Origin of the sequence: Burkholderia sp. CCA53 (assembly GCF_001685525.1) — a bacterium.
Taxonomy (GTDB): Bacteria; Pseudomonadota; Gammaproteobacteria; order Burkholderiales; family Burkholderiaceae; genus Burkholderia; species Burkholderia multivorans.
The window spans coordinates 304786-326396 of the sequence record NZ_BDDJ01000002.1 but is presented as its reverse complement, the minus strand read 5'-3'; the positions used below and the strand labels follow the sequence as shown (position 1 = coordinate 326396).

Here is a 21611-nt window from a genome sequence, read left to right as displayed (position 1 = left end):
AACCGCCCCGAACGCGCAGCGCCGGGCGGTTCCCTGTTGTCGGTTGTTCAAACCGGAAGTTTGGCCGCAGCGGCAGCGGCCGACATGTCGGCTACATCCGCGAACGGCTGCTTGTGCCGGAGGATCCCCACGCCGACGAACATGTCCTGCAGATAGCCGATGTCGTCGGGCGTAAGCGTCAAGTCTCGCGAGTACGGTCGGTCTGTCTGGTTGAAATCCCAGATCGCCTGTGCCGATGCGCCGTCGAATCGTTTCTGCGCGCGTTTTCGTGCGTCGAAGAACGCGTCGTGCGACGCAGGGGACATCAGAAATTCGTAGAGTGCGCCGTACGCGGCCATGACCGCCACCATGGCTTCGTGCTTGTCGCGCAGGGCGGCATTCGATGCATAAGCCGTCTGAAAAATGCAGCGAGGCAGCGCTTCCCACAGATTGGCTTCCCGAATCGCCGTGAGCCCGTTGCCGTCGTTGCGGTGCGAAATGCTTGCACAGCACGCGTCGGCTTCACCGTTCACGACCGCCGCATAGCATTGGTCGTTGCTGCCCTTGTCGACGAAGCGGACCTGCGAAGCATCGATGCCTTTTTCCTTCAGCAATTGCAGCATCAGCGTGTGCAGCAGGCCGAGCGCCGGCCCGACCGCGACCGTTTTGCCCTTCAATCCGGCCAGGCTTTCGACCTCGCCGGGCCGCGCGTATACCGTCAGCGCGCATTTGCGCATTCCCGCTCCGACGATCTTCACAGGTGCGCCTCGTTCGATGCGCGACAGCACGCCGTCGTAGCCCGAGACCATGCAGAGGTCCGCCGTACCGGCTTCAATTGCATTGAACGGGCCGGCGACGCCGGGTACCTGCATGATCGACGCGTTCACGCCGAATCGCCGGAAGTAGCCCATTTCATCGATCAACGCGTTAAGGGTTGCGTTTTCGAGGCCAGGGTTGCTGACGATGCGGATCCGCGTGTCGGCGGCCCGTGCGCGCAAGGGTGCGGCTATCCTGCTGGCAGCGACGCTGAGGCCGACGAGACCCGCGTTGCGCAGGAAGCGTCGTCGGGCGAAAGGCTGGGTCATCGGTCGGTCCGCTATGAGTGGTGCGGACCGTAATGTGGCAGAAAGCTGACCACGGAGGCAATTGAGTAAAATGGCCGTTGACTTAACCGGCTGGTGAAGGCTACACAACGGGGGAGAGAACGTGTCAGAGCTCGACTGGTACCTTCAGGTCAACCTGAAAGCGCGGCACATGCATCTCGTCGTGGCGATCGATACCTACCGAAACCTGACGCAGGTAGCAGAAGTCACGCATGTGACGGTACCGGCGGTGTCGAAGTCGCTGGCCGAACTGGAGCGCGGGCTGGGGCTCACGCTGTTCTCTCGCACGGCTCACGGTCTCGTGCCGACGCCATACGGCGAGTGCCTGGTGCGACGCGCGCGCGAACTGGTCGCCATCCTCCATCAAACGCGCGACGAACTGAAGGCGCTGAGTTCCGGAACCGAAGGGAAGGTGCGCATCGGCATGTTGCCGGCGTCGGCTTCCGTGCTGCTGCCGGAGGCGCTCAGCCTGTTGAAGCAACGCTCGCCGGGCACCAACGTGGCCGTGATGGAGGGGACGACGTCATGGCTGCTTCCCGAGCTGTGGCAAGGCCATCTGGACCTGGTCGTGGGTCGTCTGCCGCCGCTGGATACGCTCAGCAGTTTCGTGGAAAAGGAACTGCTCGAAGACCCGGTGACGCTCGTCACCGGCTGTCACCATCCGCTCGTGCGCAGAAAGAGCGTGAAATGGTCGGACCTCGAACCGTACCCGTGGATTCTTCCGCCACCCGGCTCGATCCTGCGTGATCCGCTCGAGCGCGTGCTCGAGGCGCATGGGGTGGCGCTCGCGAACAACTACATCGAAACGCTGTCGATCCATGTGGTGCGCGCGCATCTTCAGGTCTCCGACTGCATCGCCGTGATGGCCGATACGCCCGCCAACGATTCCGCACAGCCGCTGCACACGCTGCCGTTGAGCCTGCCGAGGCTGCTGCGCCCGTCCGGCGTGCTGTGGAATCGCAGCCGCGGTCTCACGCCGAGCGCACAACTCGTGGTGGCATGTCTCGAAGAGGCCGCACCGCGCGTTGCGGCACGCAGCCAGCGGGCGCGCCGATCGCTCAAGTCTGCATGATCGCGGGGGCCGCCGCGGGCGCTTAACCGTTTGCTCAAGCCCGCCGCCATTTTTCTCAATTGATGACCGTTCGCACGCTGGCCAGAATCCGGGTGAGCAGTCATTAATTGGAGACACGACGACCATGAAGTACTGGAGCGCCATTCGCGCTTGCGCGGCATTGATCGGCATGGCCGCCATGGCGCTCGCCACGCAGGCTTACGGTCAGTCGGTCGAGCGCTTCTATCATGGCAAGACGGTGACGCTCGTCGTCAGCGCGGACGCGGGAACCCCCACCGACATCATCGCGCGTCAGTTCGCGCGCTTCTTTGTGAACTACCTGCCCGGCAAGCCGCATGCCGTGGTCATGAACGTCGTGGGCGCGGGCGGCATGGTGGCGGCGGCATCGCTGCAGTCGAGGCAGCCGGACGACGGCACGGTTATCGGTTTTCTGCAGCGCAATAATCTCTACATCCCGTTGCTCGATCCGCGCCAGAACCGCTTCGACCCGCGCGAGGTGCGCTGGCTCGGCAGCCTGAACAAGGTCGACTACTGCATCGTGTCCATGACGCGCTCCGGCGTGACGAGCGCAGCCGACCTCACGAAGAAAAAGATGTACATCGGCGCCACGGGCTTCGCAAACGAAGACCGCACGCTGCCCGCGCTGCTCGACGAGTATCTGGGCGCAAAGATGAGCATCGTGCCGGGATACACGGGACGCGGCGAAGTCTATCTGGCGATGCAGCGGGGCGAAGTGGACGGCTGGGCGTCCACGATCGACGGGCTGCAGCAAGGCGAGCCGGTGCGCATGCTCGCCAGCGGCAAGATGAAGGTGCTGTTGCATCTTGGCTGGACCAGCCCGGCGCCGTTCGCCGACGCGCCGAACCTGAGCGCGTACATCACCGACCCCGACGTGAAGGCGCTCTTCAATCTGTTTTTGCTGCCGTTCGATGCCGGGCGCCCGATTGCGGTGCCGAAGGGCGTGCCCGCGGATCGCCTGAATGCGCTGCGCGAGGCGTTCGCCAAAACGATCGCCGATCCCGCGTTCATCGCGGCGATGAAAAACTCGGGCTTCCCGCCCGATCCGATCGACGGGAACGCGGTGGAACAGATTGTCGGCAAGCTCTATGCGACGCCACGAGCGCAGATCGATGCGGCACGCAAGCTCATCTTCAGTTCGCCCTGAACGCTTAATCAACTCGACGCTGGATAGTCCATGACCCCCGAAATTATCGACATTCATCCGCACATCATTTCGACGGATACCGCACGCTACCCGATCGCGCCGCAGCACGGACATCGCTCGACATGGTCGGCCACGCGTCCGATCACGTTCGAGCAACTCGTTGCCGAGATGGACGAGGCGGGCGTCGCCAAGGCCGCCATCGTGCATTCGTCGACGACCTACGGCCACAACAACGCATACGTCGCCGACAGTGTTGCACGCGACCCGAGGCGGTTCACCGGCGTGTACTCGTTCGACCTGCTCGCGCCGGATGCATTGAAGACCTTCGACTACTGGCTCGCGCACGGCATGGGCGGCATCCGTCTCTTCACCGGCGGCGCGACGCACCAGAGCGACGGCAGCTGGCTTGTCGACCCGGCGACGTTCCCGATTTGGGAGCGCTGCGCGGAGCTTGGCATGACGATGGCGGTGCAGACCACGCCGGACGGTCTTTCGATGGTGGCCGAGCTCGCGCGGCGCTTTCCGGCAGTCAGGATCGCGCTGGATCACTGCGCGCGGCCCGATATCGAGGAGGGGCCGCCGTATGCGCGCTGCGCTGGTCTGTTCGACCTTGCGAAATACGACAACGTGTACATGAAGATCACGCCGCGTACCTTCGATCTGGCACAAGCAGCGCCCGGCGGCGCCGATGCCTTTTTCCCGCATCTCGTGAAGATATTTGGCGCGGATCACCTGGCATTCGGTTCGAACTATCCGGCATCGGCAGGGCCTTTGAAGAAGCTGATCGATCAGGGGCATGCGTGCTTCGCGAGTCTTACCGACGATCAACGCGCATGGGTCTGGGGCCGCACGGCCAAGATTCTCTACCCGTCGCTTGCCGACTGAAACCGGCACAGGTGGACCCAGCGGTTCGCCCTCTCATCAGGATCACGCATGGAATTTTTCAACGAAGCAACGCTGATGGCGGCAGGCCATGCGCTGACGACGCTCCTGCAATTCAATCGCCTGATCTTCCTCGTGCTGGGGGTGGTGGTCGGGCTGTCGATCGGACTGCTGCCGGGCATCGGCGGGTTGACCGGCTTCGCGTTGCTGGTGCCGTTCACCTACACGATGGACCCGTATGCGGCCTTTGCGATGCTGCTCGGCATGGCGTCGGTCATTACGACATCCGACGTGATCCCTGCCGTGCTGTTCGGCGTGCCAGGCCATGCCGCTTCGCAGGCGACCGTGCTCGACGGCCTGCCGATGACAAAGCGCGGCGAAGCGGCACGCGCCTTGAGCGCGTGCTACACGTCGTCCTTGCTCGGCGGCCTCATCGGTGCGCTGATTCTCGCGATCTCCCTGCCGCTGGTGCGGCCGTTCGTGCTGTCGATCGGCACGCCCGAAATGCTTGCGCTGACGATCTTCGGCGTGTCGATGGTCTCTGCACTGTCGGGCAATGCCCCGCTGAGGGGTGTGGTCGCCGCATGCTTCGGCATTCTCGTGGGCATGATCGGGACCAACGTCGCAACGGGGCAGATGCGCTGGACCGGCAACATCCTTTATCTGCAGGATGGCATTCCGCTCGTGCCGATCATTCTCGGCGTCTTCGCGCTGCCCGAACTGTGCGAGCTGGCGATACGGCGCACGGCAATCGCGCAGAACGTGCAGTTCAGTTCGCGCAGCGGTATGCGCCAGGGCGTCGTCGACGGATTTCGCAACTGGTTTCTGATCGTGCGCTGCGGGGGCCTTGGCGCGGTCCTCGGTGCGGTGCCGGGCATTACCGGTGCGGTGACGGACTGGATCGCGTACGGGCATGCATTGCAGACGTCGAAGGGCGCGCGCGAAACCTTCAGCACCGGCGACGTCCGCGGCGTGATCGCGCCGGAGGCCGCCAACAACGCGCGCGAAGGCGGGAGCCTCGTACCGATGCTGTCGTTCGGCGTGCCCGGCGGTGCAGCACAGGCGATTCTGCTCGGCGCGATGATGGTGCACGGGTTCATCCCCGGGCCGGACATGTTGACGAAACATCTCGACTTCACCTATTCGATGGTCTGGTCGATCGCGCTGGCCAATATTTTCGGCGCGGGCCTGTGCTTCCTGCTGAGCGGGCAATTCGCCAAGGTTTCGACGCTGCGCTACACGCTGATCCTGCCGATCATCATGCCGATCATCTACGTCGGCGCATTCCAGGGTTCGCGCAGCTGGGGCGACCTGTTCGTGCTGCTGATTGCGGGTGTGCTCGGCTGGACGATGAAGCGTCTCAGATGGGCGCGCCCGCCGGTCATTCTCGGTCTCGTGCTGGGCGTGCTGATGGAACGCTATATGTCCATCTCCTATGTGCGCTACGGAGCGAGCTGGTTGACGCATCCGGTCGTGATGGTTTTGCTCACGCTTGCGGCGCTCGTGTTCTTCAAGCCGTTGTTCACTGCGTTGCGCAGCGGCGCACACGCCCGGCTGCGCCCGGGCGCCAGGATCGTCGCGAAACCGGAAGACCTGATGTACGTGTTTTTTATCGGCGTCGGCGCGTACGTCGTGGCCAGTGCACAAGGCTGGGTGCTAATGGCCCGCATCGGGCCGACGGTCATCGCCAGCATTCTCGTGATCGCGGCAACGTTGAGTCTTTTTTACAAGATATTCGTGATACCCGCTCACGCCGGCGCCGCCGGTGTCGGGGGCGGTATTCACATGGACGTGCCTAGCGATCACGCAGACAAGCTGCCTCCCGGCACCGAGTTGCTGCGTGCCGCGAAGTTTCTCGGCTGGTTCGTGCTGTTTCTTTTATGCATGTCGGTGATCGGTCTCGTTCCGACCGTGCCGGTCATCATCGTCGCGTTCATGCGCATCGAGGGACGCGAGCCGTGGCGGCTCAGCCTGATCGTTGCAGCCTGCGTGACGGCGCTGATCTATGGCGTCTTCGAGAAGATCATTCACATTCCATGGCCGAGCAGCCTCCTTTGAGGACGCAATTTTCACGAAGGATAGACGCATGACGGACAACCGACTTCAACGTATCGACCCGGAACGTGCGACCGACGATCAGAAGAAGGTGATCGCGAGACTCGGTGAAGGGCGCGGGCGAATTCCCACACCGTTCCACATCTGGCTGCACAACCCGCGTCTGGCCGAAGGCATGGAAATCATCGGTACCCACGTCGACCGCTCGCCTGTGCTGAGCGAGGCGGAAACGGAAGTGGCGATTCTTTCGACAGCGGTGTTCTGGAATGCGCCGTATGTGATCGCGAATCACCGTCGGCATGCGCTGAAGGCAGGGGTGCCGCAGGCGCTCGTCGATGCGATTCTCGACAGGCGCAGGACCGATGTAACCGGACTCGGCGACGATCGGCTCGCGCTCGTGAGCGAGGCCGTGCACGACCTTCTCGCGGGCGCCGCGATCGACGATGCTCGCTTTGCCCGTTACGACGCGGGGCTCGGGCGTGCGGTGATCGCCGAACTGCTGGTCACGATCGGCTATTTCACGTCGATTTCGCTCGGCATGACGTTTCACGCACTCGAGCCCAAAGCATGAACGACAAAAAGCCGCGGAGGTAGACGACGTGTCAGCGCTCGACTGGTACCTGCAGATCAATCTGAAGGCGCGGCACCTGCGCCTGCTGGTGACGATCGACACCTACCGCAATCTGACCCAGGTGGCCGACGTCACGCACGTGACGGTGCCGGCGGTTTCGAAATCGCTGGCGGAGCTGGAGCGCGGCCTCGGCCTTACGCTTTTTCAGCGTACCGCCCAAGGCGTCGCGCCGACGCCTTACGGCGAGTGCCTGATTCGTCACGCGCGAGAAATGCTCGCGATCCTGCATCAGACGCGCGACGAACTGAAAGCGCTGCGCTCGGGCACTGAAGGGAAGGTACATATCGGCATGCTCCCGGCTTCTGCATCAGTGCTGCTGCCGGAGGCGCTAAGACTGCTCAAGCAGCGCTCGCCGGGCACCAACGCGATGGTGACGGAAGGCACGACCGCGTCGCTGCTGCCCGAATTGTGGCAGGGCCACCTGGACCTCGTCGTCGGCCGCCTGCCGGCGCCGGATACGCTCGGCAGCTTCGAGGAGAAGGAGCTGCTCGAGGAGCCAGTGGTGCTGATGACGGGCCGCCAACATCCGCTTGCACGCAGAAAGACGCTCGATTGGGCCGACTTGCGGCCCTACCCGTGGATCCTGCCGCCGCCAGGCTCGATTTTGCGCGACCCGCTGGAACGCGCGCTCGAAGCGCACGATGTGCCGTTGACCAACAACTACATCGAAACGCTGTCGATCCACGTGATGCGCGCGCAACTCCAGATTTCCGATTTCATCGCAGTAATGGCCGGCACGCCGGGCGGCGACACCGTCCAGCCGCTCCATACGCTGCCGCTGAGCCTGCCTCGGCTGCTTCGGCCGGCCGGCATGCTGTGGAACCGCAACCGGGGCTTGACGCCGAGCGCGAGGTTGATGGTTTCGTGTCTCGAGGAGGCCGCGCTGGGCCTTCGCGCGCGTGAGCAGCCGACGTTGCGCGCCGCATCGCCCGGCAATGCGGGACGCGCAAACGCGGTAGCCGCGCCGCCTTTACCGGATCGTTAAGTCCCGCGCAGCTTAATTCAATAGACGCAAAACCGGCCGGCGAACATCATTGACTGCAACGAGATCGCACGAATAGCCACACCAACGCCGCTGGTTCGGCGATCCGATTGCCCTGGTTTCAAGGAGACTAAATTGAGCAGCAAAGTACACCTGAAGCTCGCCATCGCCGAGTATCCGCATACCGCCGCGATCCGCGACGGTTCGATTCCGATCGAAGGCGTGGAAGCGGAGTTCATCACGGTGAAGCCGCAGATCGGCGCATTCCGTCGCATGGTTCGCGACCTCGAATTCGACGTGTGTGAACTGGCGCCGACGACCTATGTGATCGCCCGGGCGTACGGCGCGCCATTCGTCGCGCTGCCGATTTTCGTCGTGCGACGCTTCCACCACGCGGGCATGCTGGTACGCCCCGATGCAGGCATCAGGATGCCGAAGGATCTGGAAGGAAAGAAGGTCGGCGTGCGCGCCTACTCGGTCACGACGGGCGCCTGGACGCGCCAGGTGTTCATGGACGAATTCGGTCTCGATCCGTCGAAGGTGACGTGGGTGGTCGACGACGAGGAACATGTCACGCAACTGAAGCTGCCGCCGAACGTGATCCACGCGCCGGCCGGCAGTTCGCTTGCGGAGATGATGGCGAACGGCGAACTGGTCGCTGGCCTGCACGGCAACGCCGGCATTGGCCGCACGGGCAATCCGAACGGTGGCTGGAAGGAGGTCGAAGCCCATTACCCGGATCTGCTGCCGAATGCGGAAGAACTCGAAGCGGAATACTACGCGCGCACTGGCGTTTATCCGATGCACGGCACGATCGTCGTGAAGGATTCGGTGCTCGCCGAGCATCCTTGGGTCGCGAAGTCGCTATACGCCGCATTCGACAAGGCAAAGAAGGACTGGCTCGCGAAACTCGATGCGGGGGAGCTCAGCGACAAGAACAGCACCAAGTACCTGGCGCTGCGAAAGATCGTCGGGCACGATCCGTTGCCGTTCGGCATCGACGCGAACCGCAAGACCATCGAAGCGCTTGAAGCGACGGCGTTCAAGCAGGGCCTGACGCCGCGGCGCATGTCGATTGACGAACTCTTCGTCGACCCGCAGGCGTAACGCATCCCGGAGACGACCACCATGATCATCGATTGCCACGGTCACTTCACGACCGTCCCCGCGTCGTTTCGCGAATGGCGCGCGAAGCAGGTTGCGGCCGCGAACGATCCGGCCAATGCACCGTCGCGCGACGGTGCGTACGTCAGCGACGACCAGATCCGCGAAGCGATCGGCAACGGACAGCTGAAGCTGCAGAAGGAGCGCGGCTATGACATCACGCTGTTCTCGCCGATCGCCGGCCTGATGAGCCATCACCTCGGCAACGAACGCACGAGCCTGGAATGGGCGGAGATTTCCAACGATCTCGTCTACCGCGTGAGCGAGCTCTTTCCGGACAATTTCGTACCCGTGTGCCAGCTGCCGCAGTCGCCGCTCGCGCCGCCGAAGAACGTCGTTCCGGAACTGCGCCGCTGCGTCGAGCAGCTCGGCTTCGTCGGCTGCAACCTGAATCCGGACCCGAGCGGCGGTTACTGGACCGGCAAGCCGATGACGGACCGCGCGTGGTATCCGGTCTACGAAGCGCTCGTCGACCTCGACGTGCCCGCGATGATTCACGTCGCCGCTTCGTGCAACCCGTGCTTTCACGGCACCGGCGCGCATTACCTGAACGCCGATACCTCGGTGTTCATGCAGATCCTGCAGTCGGACTTGTTCAAGGACTTCCCGACGCTGCGTCTGGTGATCCCGCACGGCGGCGGTGCCGTGCCGTACCACTGGGGCCGTTATCGCGGGATGTCGCTGGAGATGCGCGAGCGGCCGCTCGAAGGGCTGCTGGAGAACGTGTTCTTCGATTCGTGCGTGTATCACCAGCCGGGCGTCGAGTTGCTGACGAAGGTGATTCCATCGGACAACGTGCTGTTCGGCTCGGAGATGATCGGCGCCGTGCGCGGCAAGGATCCGTGCACGGGGCATTTCTTCGACGACACGAAGCGCTACATCGACGCAATCCCGTCGTTGAGCGACGAGGACCGCTTCAAGATCTACGAAGGCAACGCACGGCGCGTGTACCCGCGACTCGATGCGCGGCTGAAGGCACGCGGACTGTAGGCAAACGGCAGGCACAGGAACAGAAACGCCATGACATCAATCGTAGATATTCATCCGCACATTATCTCGGACGACGAGAAGCGCTACCCACCGGCGCCGCTGTTCGGCAAGCGCTCGGAATGGTCGCAGGAACGGCCGAACACCGTTGAAGCGTTGATCAGCGCCATGGACGAAGCCGGTGTCGCGAAGGCGGCCGTCGTGCATTCGTCGACGACGTATGGCTTCGACAACAGCTACGTGGTCGACAGTTGTGCGCGCTTTCCGGATCGGCTCGTTGCCGTCGGCTCGGTCGACATGCTGGCGGACGACGTTGCATCGGTCATCGAAAAGTGGGTCGGCAGCGGTCTGGCGGGGCTGCGCATCTTCACCGGCGGCTCGACGAAGGACTTCGATCCGAGCGAGCTGGAGAATCCGAAGTCGTTTCGCGCGTGGGAGATTCTCGCGGAGCTGAAGCTGCCGATGTGCATCCAGACCGGGCCGATCGGCCTGCCGCAGGTTCGGATGCTGGCGCAGAAGTTCCCGCGCGTGAACATCGTCCTCGACCACCTCGCACGGCCGGACGTCCTCGACGGGCCGCCGTACGCGAATGCTGCGAGCCTGTTCGCGATGGCGGATCTGCCGAACGTCTACCTGAAGCTCACGCCGCGCATTTTCGGCGATGTGAAGAAGGAAAAGGCAAGCGCCGAGACGTTTTTTCCGCGCGTGGTCGAAGCGTTCGGCGCTGCGCGCCTTGCGTGGGGTTCGAACTTCCCGACTTCGCCGGGCACGCTCACCGAAATCCTGGCGACCGCTCAGGACGGACTGCAGTGTCTCAGCGAAACGGATCGCGAGTGGATTTTCGGCAAGACCGCGCTGAAGTTGTATCCGGCGTTGGCATAAGAACGCACATGACTCACCACGGAGACACCCAATGAGCCAAACCCGCCTGAATGGCCTGATCCGCGCGTTCGAATCGGGCAAGCCCGCGTTTGCGGCGTTTTCGAAACTCGACCGGCAGACCGCGATCGACATGAGCGAATCGCCGTACGACGGTCTCGTCTTCGAGATGGAGCACAATCCGTACGACGTCACCGCGCTGGGCGATGCGCTGCAGTACCTGCTGAACCGCAAGGCGATCGCGTCCTCCGGTTCGATTGCACCGAGCGTTACGCCGCTCGCGCGTATCCCGGCGAACGGTGCCGAGATGAACCAGGCGTTCGCCAAGCAGGTGCTCGATCGCGGCGTGTACGGTGTGATCTGGCCGCACGTCTCGACCGTCGAACAGGCCTACAACGCGGTCGCGTCGTGCCGCTACGCGCGGCCCAAGAATGCCTCGCTGTACGAGCCGAAAGGCGTGCGCGGCGACGGCCCGGCGAATGCATCGCGCTACTGGGGCCTGACGATAGCCGAGTACTACAAAAAGGCCGACGTATGGCCGCTTGCACCGGAAGGAGAAATTCTCGTGGGCCTGATGTGCGAGAGCACCGAGGCAATCGAGAACCTCGACGACATCCTGACGAACGTACCGGGGATCGGCTTCATCATGATCGGCGAGGGCGATCTGAGTCAGGAGCTCGGCTGTCCGCGCGACTACGACAACCCGGTCGTGGTCGATGCGATGCGCCGAATTGTCGATACGTGCAAGCGTCATGACGTCGTAGTCGCGCATCCGCACGTTTCGGCAAAGAACCACAAGCGCGTGCTCGAGGAGGGATACGGCCTGCTGCTGTCCGCGCCGATGCGCAGCTACGGCGTGGTCGGGATGGCGCGTGAGGCGGCGGGCTACTAAATGAACGGCGCGCAAAGTCTCGTCGCGACGTTGGTGGATCAAGGCGTCGATATCTGCTTCGCAAACCCGGGCACGTCGGAGATGCATTTTCTGGCGGCGCTCGAGAACCCGAAAATGCGCAGCGTGCTGTGCCTGTTCGAAGGTGTCGCGACCGGTGCGGCCGACGGCTGGTACCGGATGAAGGATACGCCCGCGTCGACGCTGCTGCATCTGGGGCCCGGCCTCGCGAACGGCCTCGCGAACATCCACAATGCGAAGCGGGCATCGTCGGGGATGGTCAACATCATCGGCGAGCATTCGACTTCGCACCTCAAATACAATCCGCCGCTCACCTCGGATATCGAAGGACTGGCGCGGCCGCTCAGCCACTGGATACGCCGCGCCGATTCGGCGGACACGATCGCGTGGGATACGGCGACCGCCGTTGCGAAGGCTTCGGAGCATCCCGGCAAGATCGCGACGTTGATCCTGCCAGGCGATACGTCGTGGCATCAGGCAACTGCCGCGCTTACGCCGCCGCGCACGGTGGCGGCGCGCAAGGCGCCGAATCCGGCCCGTATCGAGCACGTCGCGAAGGTGCTGCGCTCGGGCGAGCCGACGTTGATCATTCTCGGCAATCGCGCGACGCGCGGTGCGGCGCTCGAACGTGCCGGCAAGGTCGCAGCGGCAACCGGTGCGCGGCTCGGCTCGCAGTTCTTCACCGCGCGCATCGAGCGCGGGGCGGGGCGCGTGCCGATCGAGCGAATCCCGTATGCGGTGCCGCTCGCACAGGCGTTCCTGAAGGATTTCAGGCACATCGTCACGGTCGAGACCCAGGAGCCGGTCGCGTTCTTCGCATACCCGGACAAACCGAGCTTGTTGAAGGCCGAAGGCACGCTCGTGCACACGCTGGTGGAAGCCGACGAAGACAGCGCACTCGCATTCGAGATGCTGCTGGATGCGCTGAATGCGAGAAGCGTCCGGCCGGTGCTGCAGGCGCGCGTGCAAACACCGGTGCCCGAAGGCGCATTGACGCCGCTGAGCATTGCACACGCGCTCTCGGCAGCACTGCCGGAAAACGCGATCGTCGTCGACGAATCGCTGACCACCGGCCGCGAGACGATGGGCCACACGATGGGCGCGGCGCCGCACGACCTGATCAACAACATGGGCGGCTCGATCGGCTACGCGACGCCGGTGGCCACCGGCGCAGCGCTGGCCTGTCCGGAGCGGCGCGTGATATGCATGGTCGGCGACGGCAGCGCAATGTACACGATCCAGTCGCTGTGGACGCAGGCGCGCGAGAACCTGAACGTCACGACGATCATTTTCGCGAACAACAGCTACGCGATCCTGAAGGCCGAGTACGCGAACATGGGCGCAGGAACGCCGGGCGAGCGCGCGCTCTCGATGATCGACATCGACCGTCCGCGCATCGACTGGCTCGCGATGGCGAAAAGCATGGGCGTGCCCGGCGTCGGCGTGGACACGGCGCAGGCCTTCTATCAGGCGCTCGTCGATGCGACGCGCGAGCCTGGACCACGCCTGATCGAGGTTCGGTTATAGCCGACGATAAAAGGATGAAGACCACCGAGTATGGAGAGAGAGCAATGACCACGACACTGACCGGGGTGCCGACCTTGCGCACCAATCTGTCCGAATATGCGGTCACAAAAGCGATGCGCGACGGTCGCGTGAAGTCCGACCTCGTGACGCTCGACTTCTGCGGACCGACGCCCGCGCACAACGGCTTCAAGGCGATGGTGCGCGAGAGCGCATTCGACGCGGGCGAGCTCGCGATCGTCACGTTCCTGCAGGCGAAGGCGTACGGCAAGCCGTACGTGCTGCTGCCGACGCCGATCTCGGGTCGTTTCCAGCATCACTGCGCGGGCTACAACATCGACTTCGGCCATCTCGACCCGAAGGACATCGAGGGCAAGAAGGTGGGCGTGCGCACGTACACGCAGACCACCGCGCTGTGGATCCGCGGCATCCTGCGCCACGAGTACGGCGTGGATCTGGACAAGGTCACATGGATGACGCTGAACGACGGGCATCTGGCCGAGTACAACGATCCGCCGAACTGTCAGCGGCTGCCGAAGGGCTCGTCGATTCCCGAGATGATGCTTCGCGGCGAACTGGCTGCTGCGCTGCTCGGCGAGGATATGCCGAAGGACGAGCGCGTGCGCACGTTGGTGCCGGATGCGCAGCGGGCCGCGAAGGACTGGTTCGCGCGCGAACAGGTGGTGCCGATCAATCACATGTTCGTGGTACACGAGCGTGTATCGAAGGAGCGACCCGACATCGTGCGCGAGATCTATCGGATGATCGTGGAAAGCCGCTCGCTGGCCGAAGGCGTGCCGGCGGTGTTCCCGCCGATCGGGCTGGAAGCGAACCGTAAAGGCATCGAACTCGCGATCGAGTGGGCGCTCGACCAGAAGATTCTGCCGCGGCGCCTGTCGGTGGACGAGTTGTTCGATGACGTGACCGCGAATCTCGGGTAATGGCAGGCAGCGTAGCGCGATAGAACACCAAAAACCGGAGACCGACCCGTGCAGATCATGGGAAAGGAAGCAGTGCGGCCTGAGCGCCGGTGGACCGTTCTGCTGCTGCTCGCGCTGGGGCTGATGATTTCGTTCGTCGACCGCACGAGCATGTCGGCGGCGCTCGCGGATCATCGGTTCGTCGCGCACTTCGCGCTGACGAACGTCGAGCGCGGCTGGCTCGGTTCCGCCATGTTCTGGTCGTACGGCCTACTGCAGATGCCGATGGGCTGGCTCGTCGACCGCTACGGCGTGAAATGGCCTTACTCCGTGTGCTTCTTGCTGTGGTGTCTTGCGGCCGCGGCCACTGGCCTCGTCACCACGCTATCCGCATTGATCCTCGTGCGTCTCGTGATCGGCGCAGCGGAAGCCGTGGTCGTGCCCGCCACCTATCGGTATCTGGCGGACCATTTCGACGAGACCCGCAAGGGCACGGCGCTCGGCATCTATTCGATCGGCGGCAAGATGGGACCGGCGCTCGGCGCGCCGCTCGCCGCGTGGCTGATTGCGGCCAGTTCCTGGAATGCGATGTTCGTGATCACGGGGCTCGCGGGACTGGTATGGCTGCTGCCGTGGCAGATGCTGCTGCCCAACGACTTCCCGTCGCGAGCAGAACTGGCGGCGGCAAAGCGTCGGGCGGCATCGGTGCCACTCGGCAACCTGCTGGCGAGCCCGGTGGTCTGGGGCGGCCTCATCACCAATTTCTGCTACAGCTATTTCGCGTTCTACTGCATGACCTGGATGCCGGCGTATCTCGTCGAACAACGGGGACTTTCGCTGCGGCAGTCGGGGCTCTATACGTTTTTCAGCTTTGCCGGCATTGCGCTGGTGGCTGCGTTGGCGGGATGGGCCGCGGATCGGCTGATCGCGCGCGGCCATGACGCGGTACTGGTCCGCAAGTCGTTCATCGTCGCCGGATTCGTCGGCGGTACGACCGTGCTTTTCGGCGCATATGCGCCGTCGCTGCAGTCGGCGCTGTTCTGGAACGTCACTTCACTTTCGCTGGTGGGGCTCGTCACCGCAAACAATCTTGCGCTGGTCAAGCTCACGTTGATTCCCAAGCCGGCGGTGGGCCTGAACACGGGTCTGCAGCAAGTGGCGACCAGCCTCGCGGGCGGGGTGTCGGCGAGCCTGTCGGGCTGGCTCTTGCATGTAGGCCACAGTTACACGTTGCCGATGGCGGCGATTTTCGGGTTCCTGTTGCTCGGCGCGACGAGCACGGTGGTGCTGCTGCGGCGCAAGTGGGCGCCGAAGATCAAGGAAAGCGGATGTGAGGAGCCGCAGGACGGGCGGGGCGCACAGGCTTATGCGAACAAAAGCGTCCGCTAGTCGTCTGCTGGCCCAGTTCCTCGCTGCGCGAGCGGGCGCCATCAGCGCGCAGCAGATGCTGATGCTTGCCGTCAGCTGGCACATGTATGAGCTGACGCTGAGTGCGTGGTATCTCGGGCTGGTGGGCCTGTTTCAGTTTGTTCCGGGCCTAGGCACCACGTTCCTCGCCGGCCACTGTGCGGACCGCCTGCACCGCGGGCGGATCGTGGCTGCGTGTCTCGTCGGGCAGGCCGTGGTTGCCGCCGTGCTCGCCGCGGCGACGACGACACAGGTCGTTACACGCGATCTGCTGCTGGCACTGTCTCTCTTACTGGGCGCGATCCGGCCATTCCAGATGGCGGGGCAGCAGGCGCTGCTGCCGATGCTCGTCCCGCAGAACCTGCTCGCGCGCGCGATGGCGCTGAGCACGGTGGTCCAGCAGGTGTGCGTGATCGTGGGTCCTGCGCTTGGCGGCCTGCTGTTCGCGACCGGCATCAACGCGCTTTATCTGACTTGTGCGACGCTTTTTTGCACGAGCGCGGTGATGTATGCCTTGATCCGCTACGACTACGTCGCGCCGCCGCGCGAACCGGTAACGACCGACTCGGTGCTTGCGGGCTTGCGCTTCGTATGGAGCCATCCGTTGTTGCTGGGCGGCATCTCGCTCGATCTGTTCGCCGTGCTGTTTGGTGGCGCCACCGCATTGCTGCCGGTGTATGCGAAGGAACTTCTGCACGTGGGGCCGCAAGGCCTCGGCTTGTTGCGCTCGGCGCCCGCCGTGGGCGCGCTCGCTGTCGGACTCGTGCTGTCACGCCGGGCGATCGGCAATGGGGTCGGCAAGAAGCTGCTGGTTGCGGTCGCGACGTATGGCGTCTGCATTGCCGCCTTCGGGTTGTCGCGCTCGTTTTTGCTGTCGCTTGCGCTGCTCGCGGTCTCGGGCGCGGCCGACACGGTCAGCGTCGTCGTCCGGCAAACGCTGATTCAGCTCGAAACGCCGGACCGCATGCGCGGACGCGTCGCTGCGGTGAACACGCTCTTCGTTGGCGCGAGCAATCAACTGGGAGAATTCGAATCGGGCTTGAGTGCGACCGCGTTGGGTCCGGTCGCCTCTGTCGTCGCCGGCGGATGTGCGACGGTTCTTGTGAGCATCGCGTGGAGCCGGTTTTTCCGGCCGCTCGCCGAACGCGACACATTGCACGGAGGGAGCGGCACGACTTAACCGAACGCTCAACCCATCGGCAGACGAAGTCAATGGACTAGGTAATTACCCTTAAGGTCTAATACTAACCATGTTGCTGCGGTCGTGCGCGGCTGACGTTTCGTTAGAAGGGTAGGACCATGAACTCGTTGATCAAAGCTGCTGTCATTGCCATCGCCGTCTTCGTACCGGCCATCGGCTTCGCACAATCCATGGCTGCGCTCACACGCGCCCAGGTTCGCGCGGAGCTCGCCGAACTGGAAAGCGTCGGCTATAACCCGCTCGCCGATTGCCCGGCAGGGGAATGCCGTGAAAGCCTTCAGCAGGCAGAAGCGAGGCTCGAGGAGCAACGCAAGGTCGCGACGGCGTATGGCCCGGATCCGAAGGGTACGGCGCAGTCGGGAAAATGACGGTGCGGGCGATCGACGGCTTCCAGCCGACAGGACGGCGAGCGACGTCCACCTTCTTTCCTGCCATCGTCAACCCACCTCCGCCAACACGGCCCCCGCCGCGCGCCGCCCATTCTCCCAATGCTCGGCGATCGCCGCCTTGCCGAACTGGCCGTCCTTGAAGTGCGTCTCGCATTGCGTCCTGCGGTAGTCGACCGGCACGATCCGAAGCGCGTGACGCGGCTGCCGCGATGCGGCGTGCGCCAGCCGGGGATCGTCCGCGATCGCGCGCGCATCGATGCGCTCCAGCGCATGGGCGAGCGTCGCCTGCAGTTCCGAAACATCGCGCCATCCCTGCTCGAACAGCGCCGCCCGGCTGGCCTGCAGAATGTTTTTCTGCCGGATCTCGACATCCGTCATGTTGTCCGGAACGGCGCCTTCGCCGCTCCAGAGATCCGCGCGCAGCACGACCGTCGGTCGGTCCGCCGGCGCCGTTTCGACGATACGCTTCAGCGGCAGGCCTGCGGACAGCGAACCGTCCCAGTACCATTCGTCGTCGATCTTCACGGCCGAAAACCACGGCGGCAGCGCGCTCGATGCAGCGATGCGCGTGACGTCGAGACGCGTGTCCCGATTGTCGAAATAATGCGCGTCGCCGCTCGCGACATGCGTAGCAACCACGCTCACGCGCGTACTGCTTGCATTGAGACGATCGAAATCGCACAGTGCCGCGAGCGTGCGCAACAGCGGCTGCATGTCGAACACGCTCGCGTTGGCCGGGTTGCCGTTGCCGCGCAGCACGGGCACCACGAGTCGGCGGCTGAAAAAGCCCGGCAGCCCGGCCATCATCGCGTAGCCTTGCTCCGCTTCGGCGAGCGCGCGCCGCATCGTCGAATCGTCGATGAACGGCAGCAGCCAGCCGGCCGATACCGCATGCGACAAGCCATCGGGGACCGAGATCGCGTCCCAGAACGCGCGCAGCCGCTCGATCCTGCAGGCAGGCTCGTTGCCAAAGAACAGCGCCGCGTTGATCGCGCCGATCGATGCGCCGCAGCACGCATCGATGTGCACGCCGGCGGTATCGAGCGCCTCGAGCACGCCTGCCTGAAACGCGCCGATCGCGCCGCCGCCTTGCAGGGCGAGCGCGACATGTGGCCTATGATCTTCAGTGCTGGTTGATGTCTGCATGGGGGTTCCTTTGACCATCGTTTTGCAAGCACGGCGCGAACAACGAAGACGACGCGACCGCGCCCTTCGCCTGCATGCGAGCCGCAAGCGCCGTGCCGCCGGCCGGCGCGCTATGTGTCCTCACGTGCCGATGTGCTTCCCACGTTGCGATTGCGCGGCTCGGCATCGCGCACGTGTCGCACGCGATCCGCGACGAACGTGCGCACGTTGCCATCGGGAAACAGGATCGCGACCTGCTCGTCGGTCGCCATGACGACCTCGCCCACACCGAATCGCGCGACGCGCGCTTTCTCTCCACGGGACCATCCGCGCGTCTGCTCGGCCACGCGCTCGGCACGGCGGCGCGCAATCGCGGCCGGCGAATGCACTTCGGGTAGCGGCTCGACATGCGGCGGATGCAGGCAGTTGTCGCAAGTGCCGCAGCGTTCGATCTTCGTGTCTTCCTCGTAGTACTCGAGCATCAGTCGCCAGCGGCAGCGTCCGCTTTGCGCGTAATCGATCATCTGCTGCAATGCCTTGCGATCGCGTTCGCGCATCTGCTGGAATTGCTCTGCGGCCGCCGGAATCGTGTCGCGTAGTTGCGTCGGCGCCGCGCCCTTGCGCAACCGGTAGCGATGCTGGCGGTCGCGCTGAACGATGCGCGCGTCGATCAGCATCGCGAGCGCGACATCGAGCTTGCCGGACGGAACGTCCGTCAGCTTTTCCGCGAGCGCTTTCCCCGACAGCGGCGTACGTGCCGATCCAGCCGAGGGCGATGCGGCCTCCTGCTGCGCGTCGCCGGTCGCTGCCGCGATTGCATCGAACACCTGCGATACCAGTGCGGCATCGGGATACTTCCCGGCGAGGAAGAACTGCTGGATGCGGCGATCGTTGAGGTCGAACAGCAGCACGCAATCGGCGGCTTCGCCGTCGCGCCCGGCGCGCCCGGTTTCCTGGTAGTACGCGTCCAGATTGCCGGGGATCTGGTAGTGAATGACGAAGCGGACGTCCGGCTTGTCGATGCCCATGCCGAACGCGTTCGTCGCGACGATCAGGCGCGCGTCGCCGTTCATGAAGCGGTCTTGCTCGTCACGGCGTTGCCTGGCCGGCATTCGCCCGTGGTAGCGCGCGACGCTTTCGCCGCTCGCCGCCAGCCACGCCCATACGCGTTGCACGTCGCGCACGGTCGCGACATAGACGATGCCCGCGCCCTGCAGTTCGCCGATCAGATCGAGCAGGCGCTGCTGCTTGAGTTCGAGCGCGCGCGCGGCTTCGCGGCGTCCGTGCCCGCCGCCGGTGTGTACGACGCGGTAGTGCAGGTTAGGCCGGTACGTCCCGGTACGCACGATCGTGGGGTCGCGCAGCCGCAGTGCGTGCACGATGTCGTCGACGACCTCGGGCGTCGCGGTGGCCGTGAGCGCGAGGACCGGGGGGCCGCCGATCGTGTCGACGGCATGCGCGATGTCGAGAAAGGCCGGCCGGAAATCATGGCCCCACTTCGACACGCAGTGCGCTTCGTCGACGACGACGAGTTCGACCGGCACGCGCGTGCCGCCCGCGAGCACGTCGACGAACGCGGGCTGCGCGAGTCGTTCCGGCGTCACGAAGACGATTCGCGTGCGGCCGTCGCGCAACGCCTGCAACGCCGATTGTTCGTCCTTGCGCTTGAGGGTGCTGTTCAGCAGCAAGCAGTCGATGCCGAGCGCATGCAGCTTGTCGGCCTGATCCTTCATCAGCGAGATCAGCGGCGAAACGACGAGCGTCACGCCGTTCAGATGCAGGGCCGGCAACTGATAGCAGAGCGACTTGCCGGCGCCGGAAGGCATCGTGGCCAGCGTATCGCGCCGTGCAAGCACGCTGCGGATGATGGCCTCCTGTCCGCCGCGCAGGCGGCCAATCCCGAATCGCTCGCGCATCGTCCTGCGCAGGTCGCGCAGCCGTGTATCCAGCGTCATCTGCATCCCCGTCCGTGAAGGCGGGAAGGCTGTCGCAAGGCGCGTGCCGCACGCAGGAGCGCGCGCCACCACGCCGGCTATGCAGCGGTCGCGCTGGCGCAATTTTTGCGGCGGCGCGATTGCGGAACAGCGCGAATTGTCTGTTCGCGGCGGTTTGCGTACGCTTGCGCGGCAACCCTTGCCGCGGGCAGCGAACGCGGAACGAAGCGCGCAGAGCGCCCGCGCACCGTCGCTTAACCGGAGACGCGTATGTCGATACTCGTAGGGACGGCTTCCTGGGCCGACAAGACGCTGATCGAATGCGGCGCTTTTTACCCGCCCGGCTTCAAGAGCGCGGAGGCGCGGCTGCGGTATTACGCGAGCGTGTTTCCGGTGGTCGAGGTGGATTCGTCGTACTACGCGATGCCGAGCGCGACGAACAGTGCGCTCTGGGTCGAGCGGACGCCGCCGGGCTTCGTGTTCGACATGAAGGCGTTCCGGCTCTTCACCGGCCATCAGACGGAGCCGAGATTCTTTCCGAAGGATCTGCAGGCCGAGCTGCCGAGCACCGGCAAAAAGAACCTCTACTACAAGGACGTGCCGGCGCCGATCGTCGAGGAATTGTGGTCGCGCTTCTTCGAGGCGCTGCGGCCGTTGCACGACGCAGGCAAGCTCGGCGCCGTGCTGTTTCAGTTTCCGCACTGGGTGACCGCGGCGCCGAAGTCGCGCGCGCACGTCGAGCACTGCGCCGAGCGCATGCATCCGCTGCTCACCGCATTCGAATTCCGGCACGAGAGCTGGTTCGACGAGAAGCATCGCGAGTCGACGCTGGCGATGGAGCGCGCGCACGGGATCGTGCACGTGATCGTCGATGCGCCGGAAGGCGTGACGAAGCGCGTGCACTCGGTGTGGGAGGCGACGTCGCGCGAGCTCGCGATCGTGCGGCTGCATGGCCGCAACGCGGCGACCTGGAACGGCTCGGCGACGGTGGCCGAGCGGTTCAACTACGAGTACAGCGACGACGAACTGCGAGATCTGGCGGGGCCGATCACGGCGATTGCCGGGCGCGCTGCGCACACGCACGTGTTGTTCAATAACTGCTACCGCGATGTCGCGCAGCGCAATGCGCGGACGATGATGCGGATGGTCGATGCGGCGGGCGCCCGGCCGTGATTGGGGAAAGGCTCGGGCCGGCAGGCGACGCGCGCGATGCCGGATGCCCGGTCCCGTTCATACTTCCCGGCATTCCGCTATCTTTGCAACGATCCCATGTGCTATATGAACGCGGACGTCGCACGGCCG

The 21611-nt window shown here is 64.5% G+C and carries 19 protein-coding genes; 16 read left to right on the top strand and 3 right to left on the bottom strand.

The genetic code is table 11. The features are described 5' to 3' along the window. Positions 1 to 47 precede the first annotated feature (47 nt). Positions 48 to 1064 (bottom strand): ABC transporter substrate-binding protein, encoded by a 1017-nt coding sequence (locus BCR55_RS17975; RefSeq protein ID WP_006409883.1) that lies wholly within the window; start codon positions 1062 to 1064, stop codon positions 48 to 50. 121 nt (positions 1065 to 1185) lie between these two features. Between BCR55_RS17975 and BCR55_RS17970 the strand changes: the two genes are divergently transcribed. The 15 genes from BCR55_RS17970 to BCR55_RS17900 all read left to right on the top strand — a co-directional run bounded on the left by BCR55_RS17970 (position 1186) and on the right by BCR55_RS17900 (position 17229). Continuing rightward, positions 1186 to 2154, top strand: coding sequence for a LysR substrate-binding domain-containing protein (locus BCR55_RS17970; RefSeq protein ID WP_065495249.1), 969 nt, complete (start codon positions 1186 to 1188; stop codon positions 2152 to 2154). A gap of 124 nt (positions 2155 to 2278) precedes the next feature. Further along, positions 2279 to 3319, top strand: coding sequence for a tripartite tricarboxylate transporter substrate binding protein (locus BCR55_RS17965; RefSeq protein WP_006403953.1), 1041 nt, complete (start codon positions 2279 to 2281; stop codon positions 3317 to 3319). Positions 3320 to 3349: 30 nt separating this feature from the next. After that, positions 3350 to 4204: an amidohydrolase gene (locus BCR55_RS17960; protein WP_006403952.1), complete on the top strand. Its 855-nt coding sequence runs from the start codon at positions 3350 to 3352 to the stop codon at positions 4202 to 4204. Between the two features lie 75 nt (positions 4205 to 4279). Next, the gene (locus tag BCR55_RS17955) at positions 4280 to 6259 is read left to right on the top strand and encodes a tripartite tricarboxylate transporter permease (protein ID WP_254661850.1); all 1980 of its coding nucleotides are present in this window, start codon (positions 4280 to 4282) and stop codon (positions 6257 to 6259) included. Further along, on the top strand, positions 6207 to 6827 hold the full coding sequence (locus BCR55_RS17950) for a carboxymuconolactone decarboxylase (protein ID WP_249278704.1): 621 nt from the start codon (positions 6207 to 6209) through the stop codon (positions 6825 to 6827). The genes BCR55_RS17955 and BCR55_RS17950 overlap by 53 nt, the downstream gene beginning before the upstream one ends. 28 nt (positions 6828 to 6855) lie before the next feature. Further along, positions 6856 to 7872, top strand: a complete 1017-nt coding sequence (locus BCR55_RS17945; RefSeq protein WP_006403949.1) for a LysR substrate-binding domain-containing protein — start codon at positions 6856 to 6858, stop codon at positions 7870 to 7872. A gap of 132 nt (positions 7873 to 8004) precedes the next feature. Continuing rightward, positions 8005 to 8976 (top strand): ABC transporter substrate-binding protein, encoded by a 972-nt coding sequence (locus BCR55_RS17940; RefSeq protein ID WP_065495237.1) that lies wholly within the window; start codon positions 8005 to 8007, stop codon positions 8974 to 8976. Positions 8977 to 8997: 21 nt separating this feature from the next. Beyond that, on the top strand, positions 8998 to 10023 hold the full coding sequence (locus BCR55_RS17935; protein WP_006403948.1) for an amidohydrolase family protein: 1026 nt from the start codon (positions 8998 to 9000) through the stop codon (positions 10021 to 10023). A 30-nt stretch (positions 10024 to 10053) separates the two neighbouring features. Beyond that, a complete protein-coding gene (locus BCR55_RS17930) occupies positions 10054 to 10902 on the top strand; it encodes an amidohydrolase (protein ID WP_006399685.1) in 849 nt (282 codons plus the stop codon). Between the two features lie 31 nt (positions 10903 to 10933). Further along, the gene (locus BCR55_RS17925; RefSeq protein ID WP_065495235.1) at positions 10934 to 11791 is read left to right on the top strand and encodes an HpcH/HpaI aldolase/citrate lyase family protein; all 858 of its coding nucleotides are present in this window, start codon (positions 10934 to 10936) and stop codon (positions 11789 to 11791) included. Beyond that, the gene (locus tag BCR55_RS17920) at positions 11792 to 13336 is read left to right on the top strand and encodes an acetolactate synthase large subunit (RefSeq protein WP_006403945.1); all 1545 of its coding nucleotides are present in this window, start codon (positions 11792 to 11794) and stop codon (positions 13334 to 13336) included. Positions 13337 to 13380: 44 nt separating this feature from the next. Beyond that, a complete protein-coding gene (locus BCR55_RS17915) occupies positions 13381 to 14274 on the top strand; it encodes a phosphate ABC transporter substrate-binding protein (protein WP_006399688.1) in 894 nt (297 codons plus the stop codon). Between the two features lie 48 nt (positions 14275 to 14322). Beyond that, entirely contained in the window at positions 14323 to 15642 is a 1320-nt protein-coding gene (locus tag BCR55_RS17910; protein WP_006399689.1) for an MFS transporter, read from the top strand. Continuing rightward, positions 15620 to 16840, top strand: coding sequence for an MFS transporter (locus BCR55_RS17905; RefSeq protein ID WP_053298761.1), 1221 nt, complete (start codon positions 15620 to 15622; stop codon positions 16838 to 16840). Before BCR55_RS17910 ends, BCR55_RS17905 begins: the two co-directional genes overlap by 23 nt. A 119-nt stretch (positions 16841 to 16959) precedes the next feature. Continuing rightward, complete coding sequence (locus BCR55_RS17900; protein ID WP_065495231.1) at positions 16960 to 17229, top strand: DUF4148 domain-containing protein; 270 nt, start codon at positions 16960 to 16962, stop codon at positions 17227 to 17229. 69 nt (positions 17230 to 17298) lie between these two features. On the opposite strand, the gene BCR55_RS17895 is transcribed toward BCR55_RS17900, so the two are convergent. Beyond that, positions 17299 to 18396: a patatin-like phospholipase family protein gene (locus BCR55_RS17895; protein WP_065495229.1), complete on the bottom strand. Its 1098-nt coding sequence runs from the start codon at positions 18394 to 18396 to the stop codon at positions 17299 to 17301. A 110-nt stretch (positions 18397 to 18506) separates the two neighbouring features. Beyond that, positions 18507 to 20336, bottom strand: a complete 1830-nt coding sequence (locus BCR55_RS17890) for an ATP-dependent DNA helicase RecQ (RefSeq protein WP_006403942.1) — start codon at positions 20334 to 20336, stop codon at positions 18507 to 18509. Positions 20337 to 20579: 243 nt separating this feature from the next. Here BCR55_RS17890 and BCR55_RS17885 point away from each other — a divergent pair, with 243 nt between their 5' ends. Then, the gene (locus BCR55_RS17885; RefSeq protein ID WP_065495226.1) at positions 20580 to 21482 is read left to right on the top strand and encodes a DUF72 domain-containing protein; all 903 of its coding nucleotides are present in this window, start codon (positions 20580 to 20582) and stop codon (positions 21480 to 21482) included. Positions 21483 to 21611 lie beyond the last annotated feature (129 nt).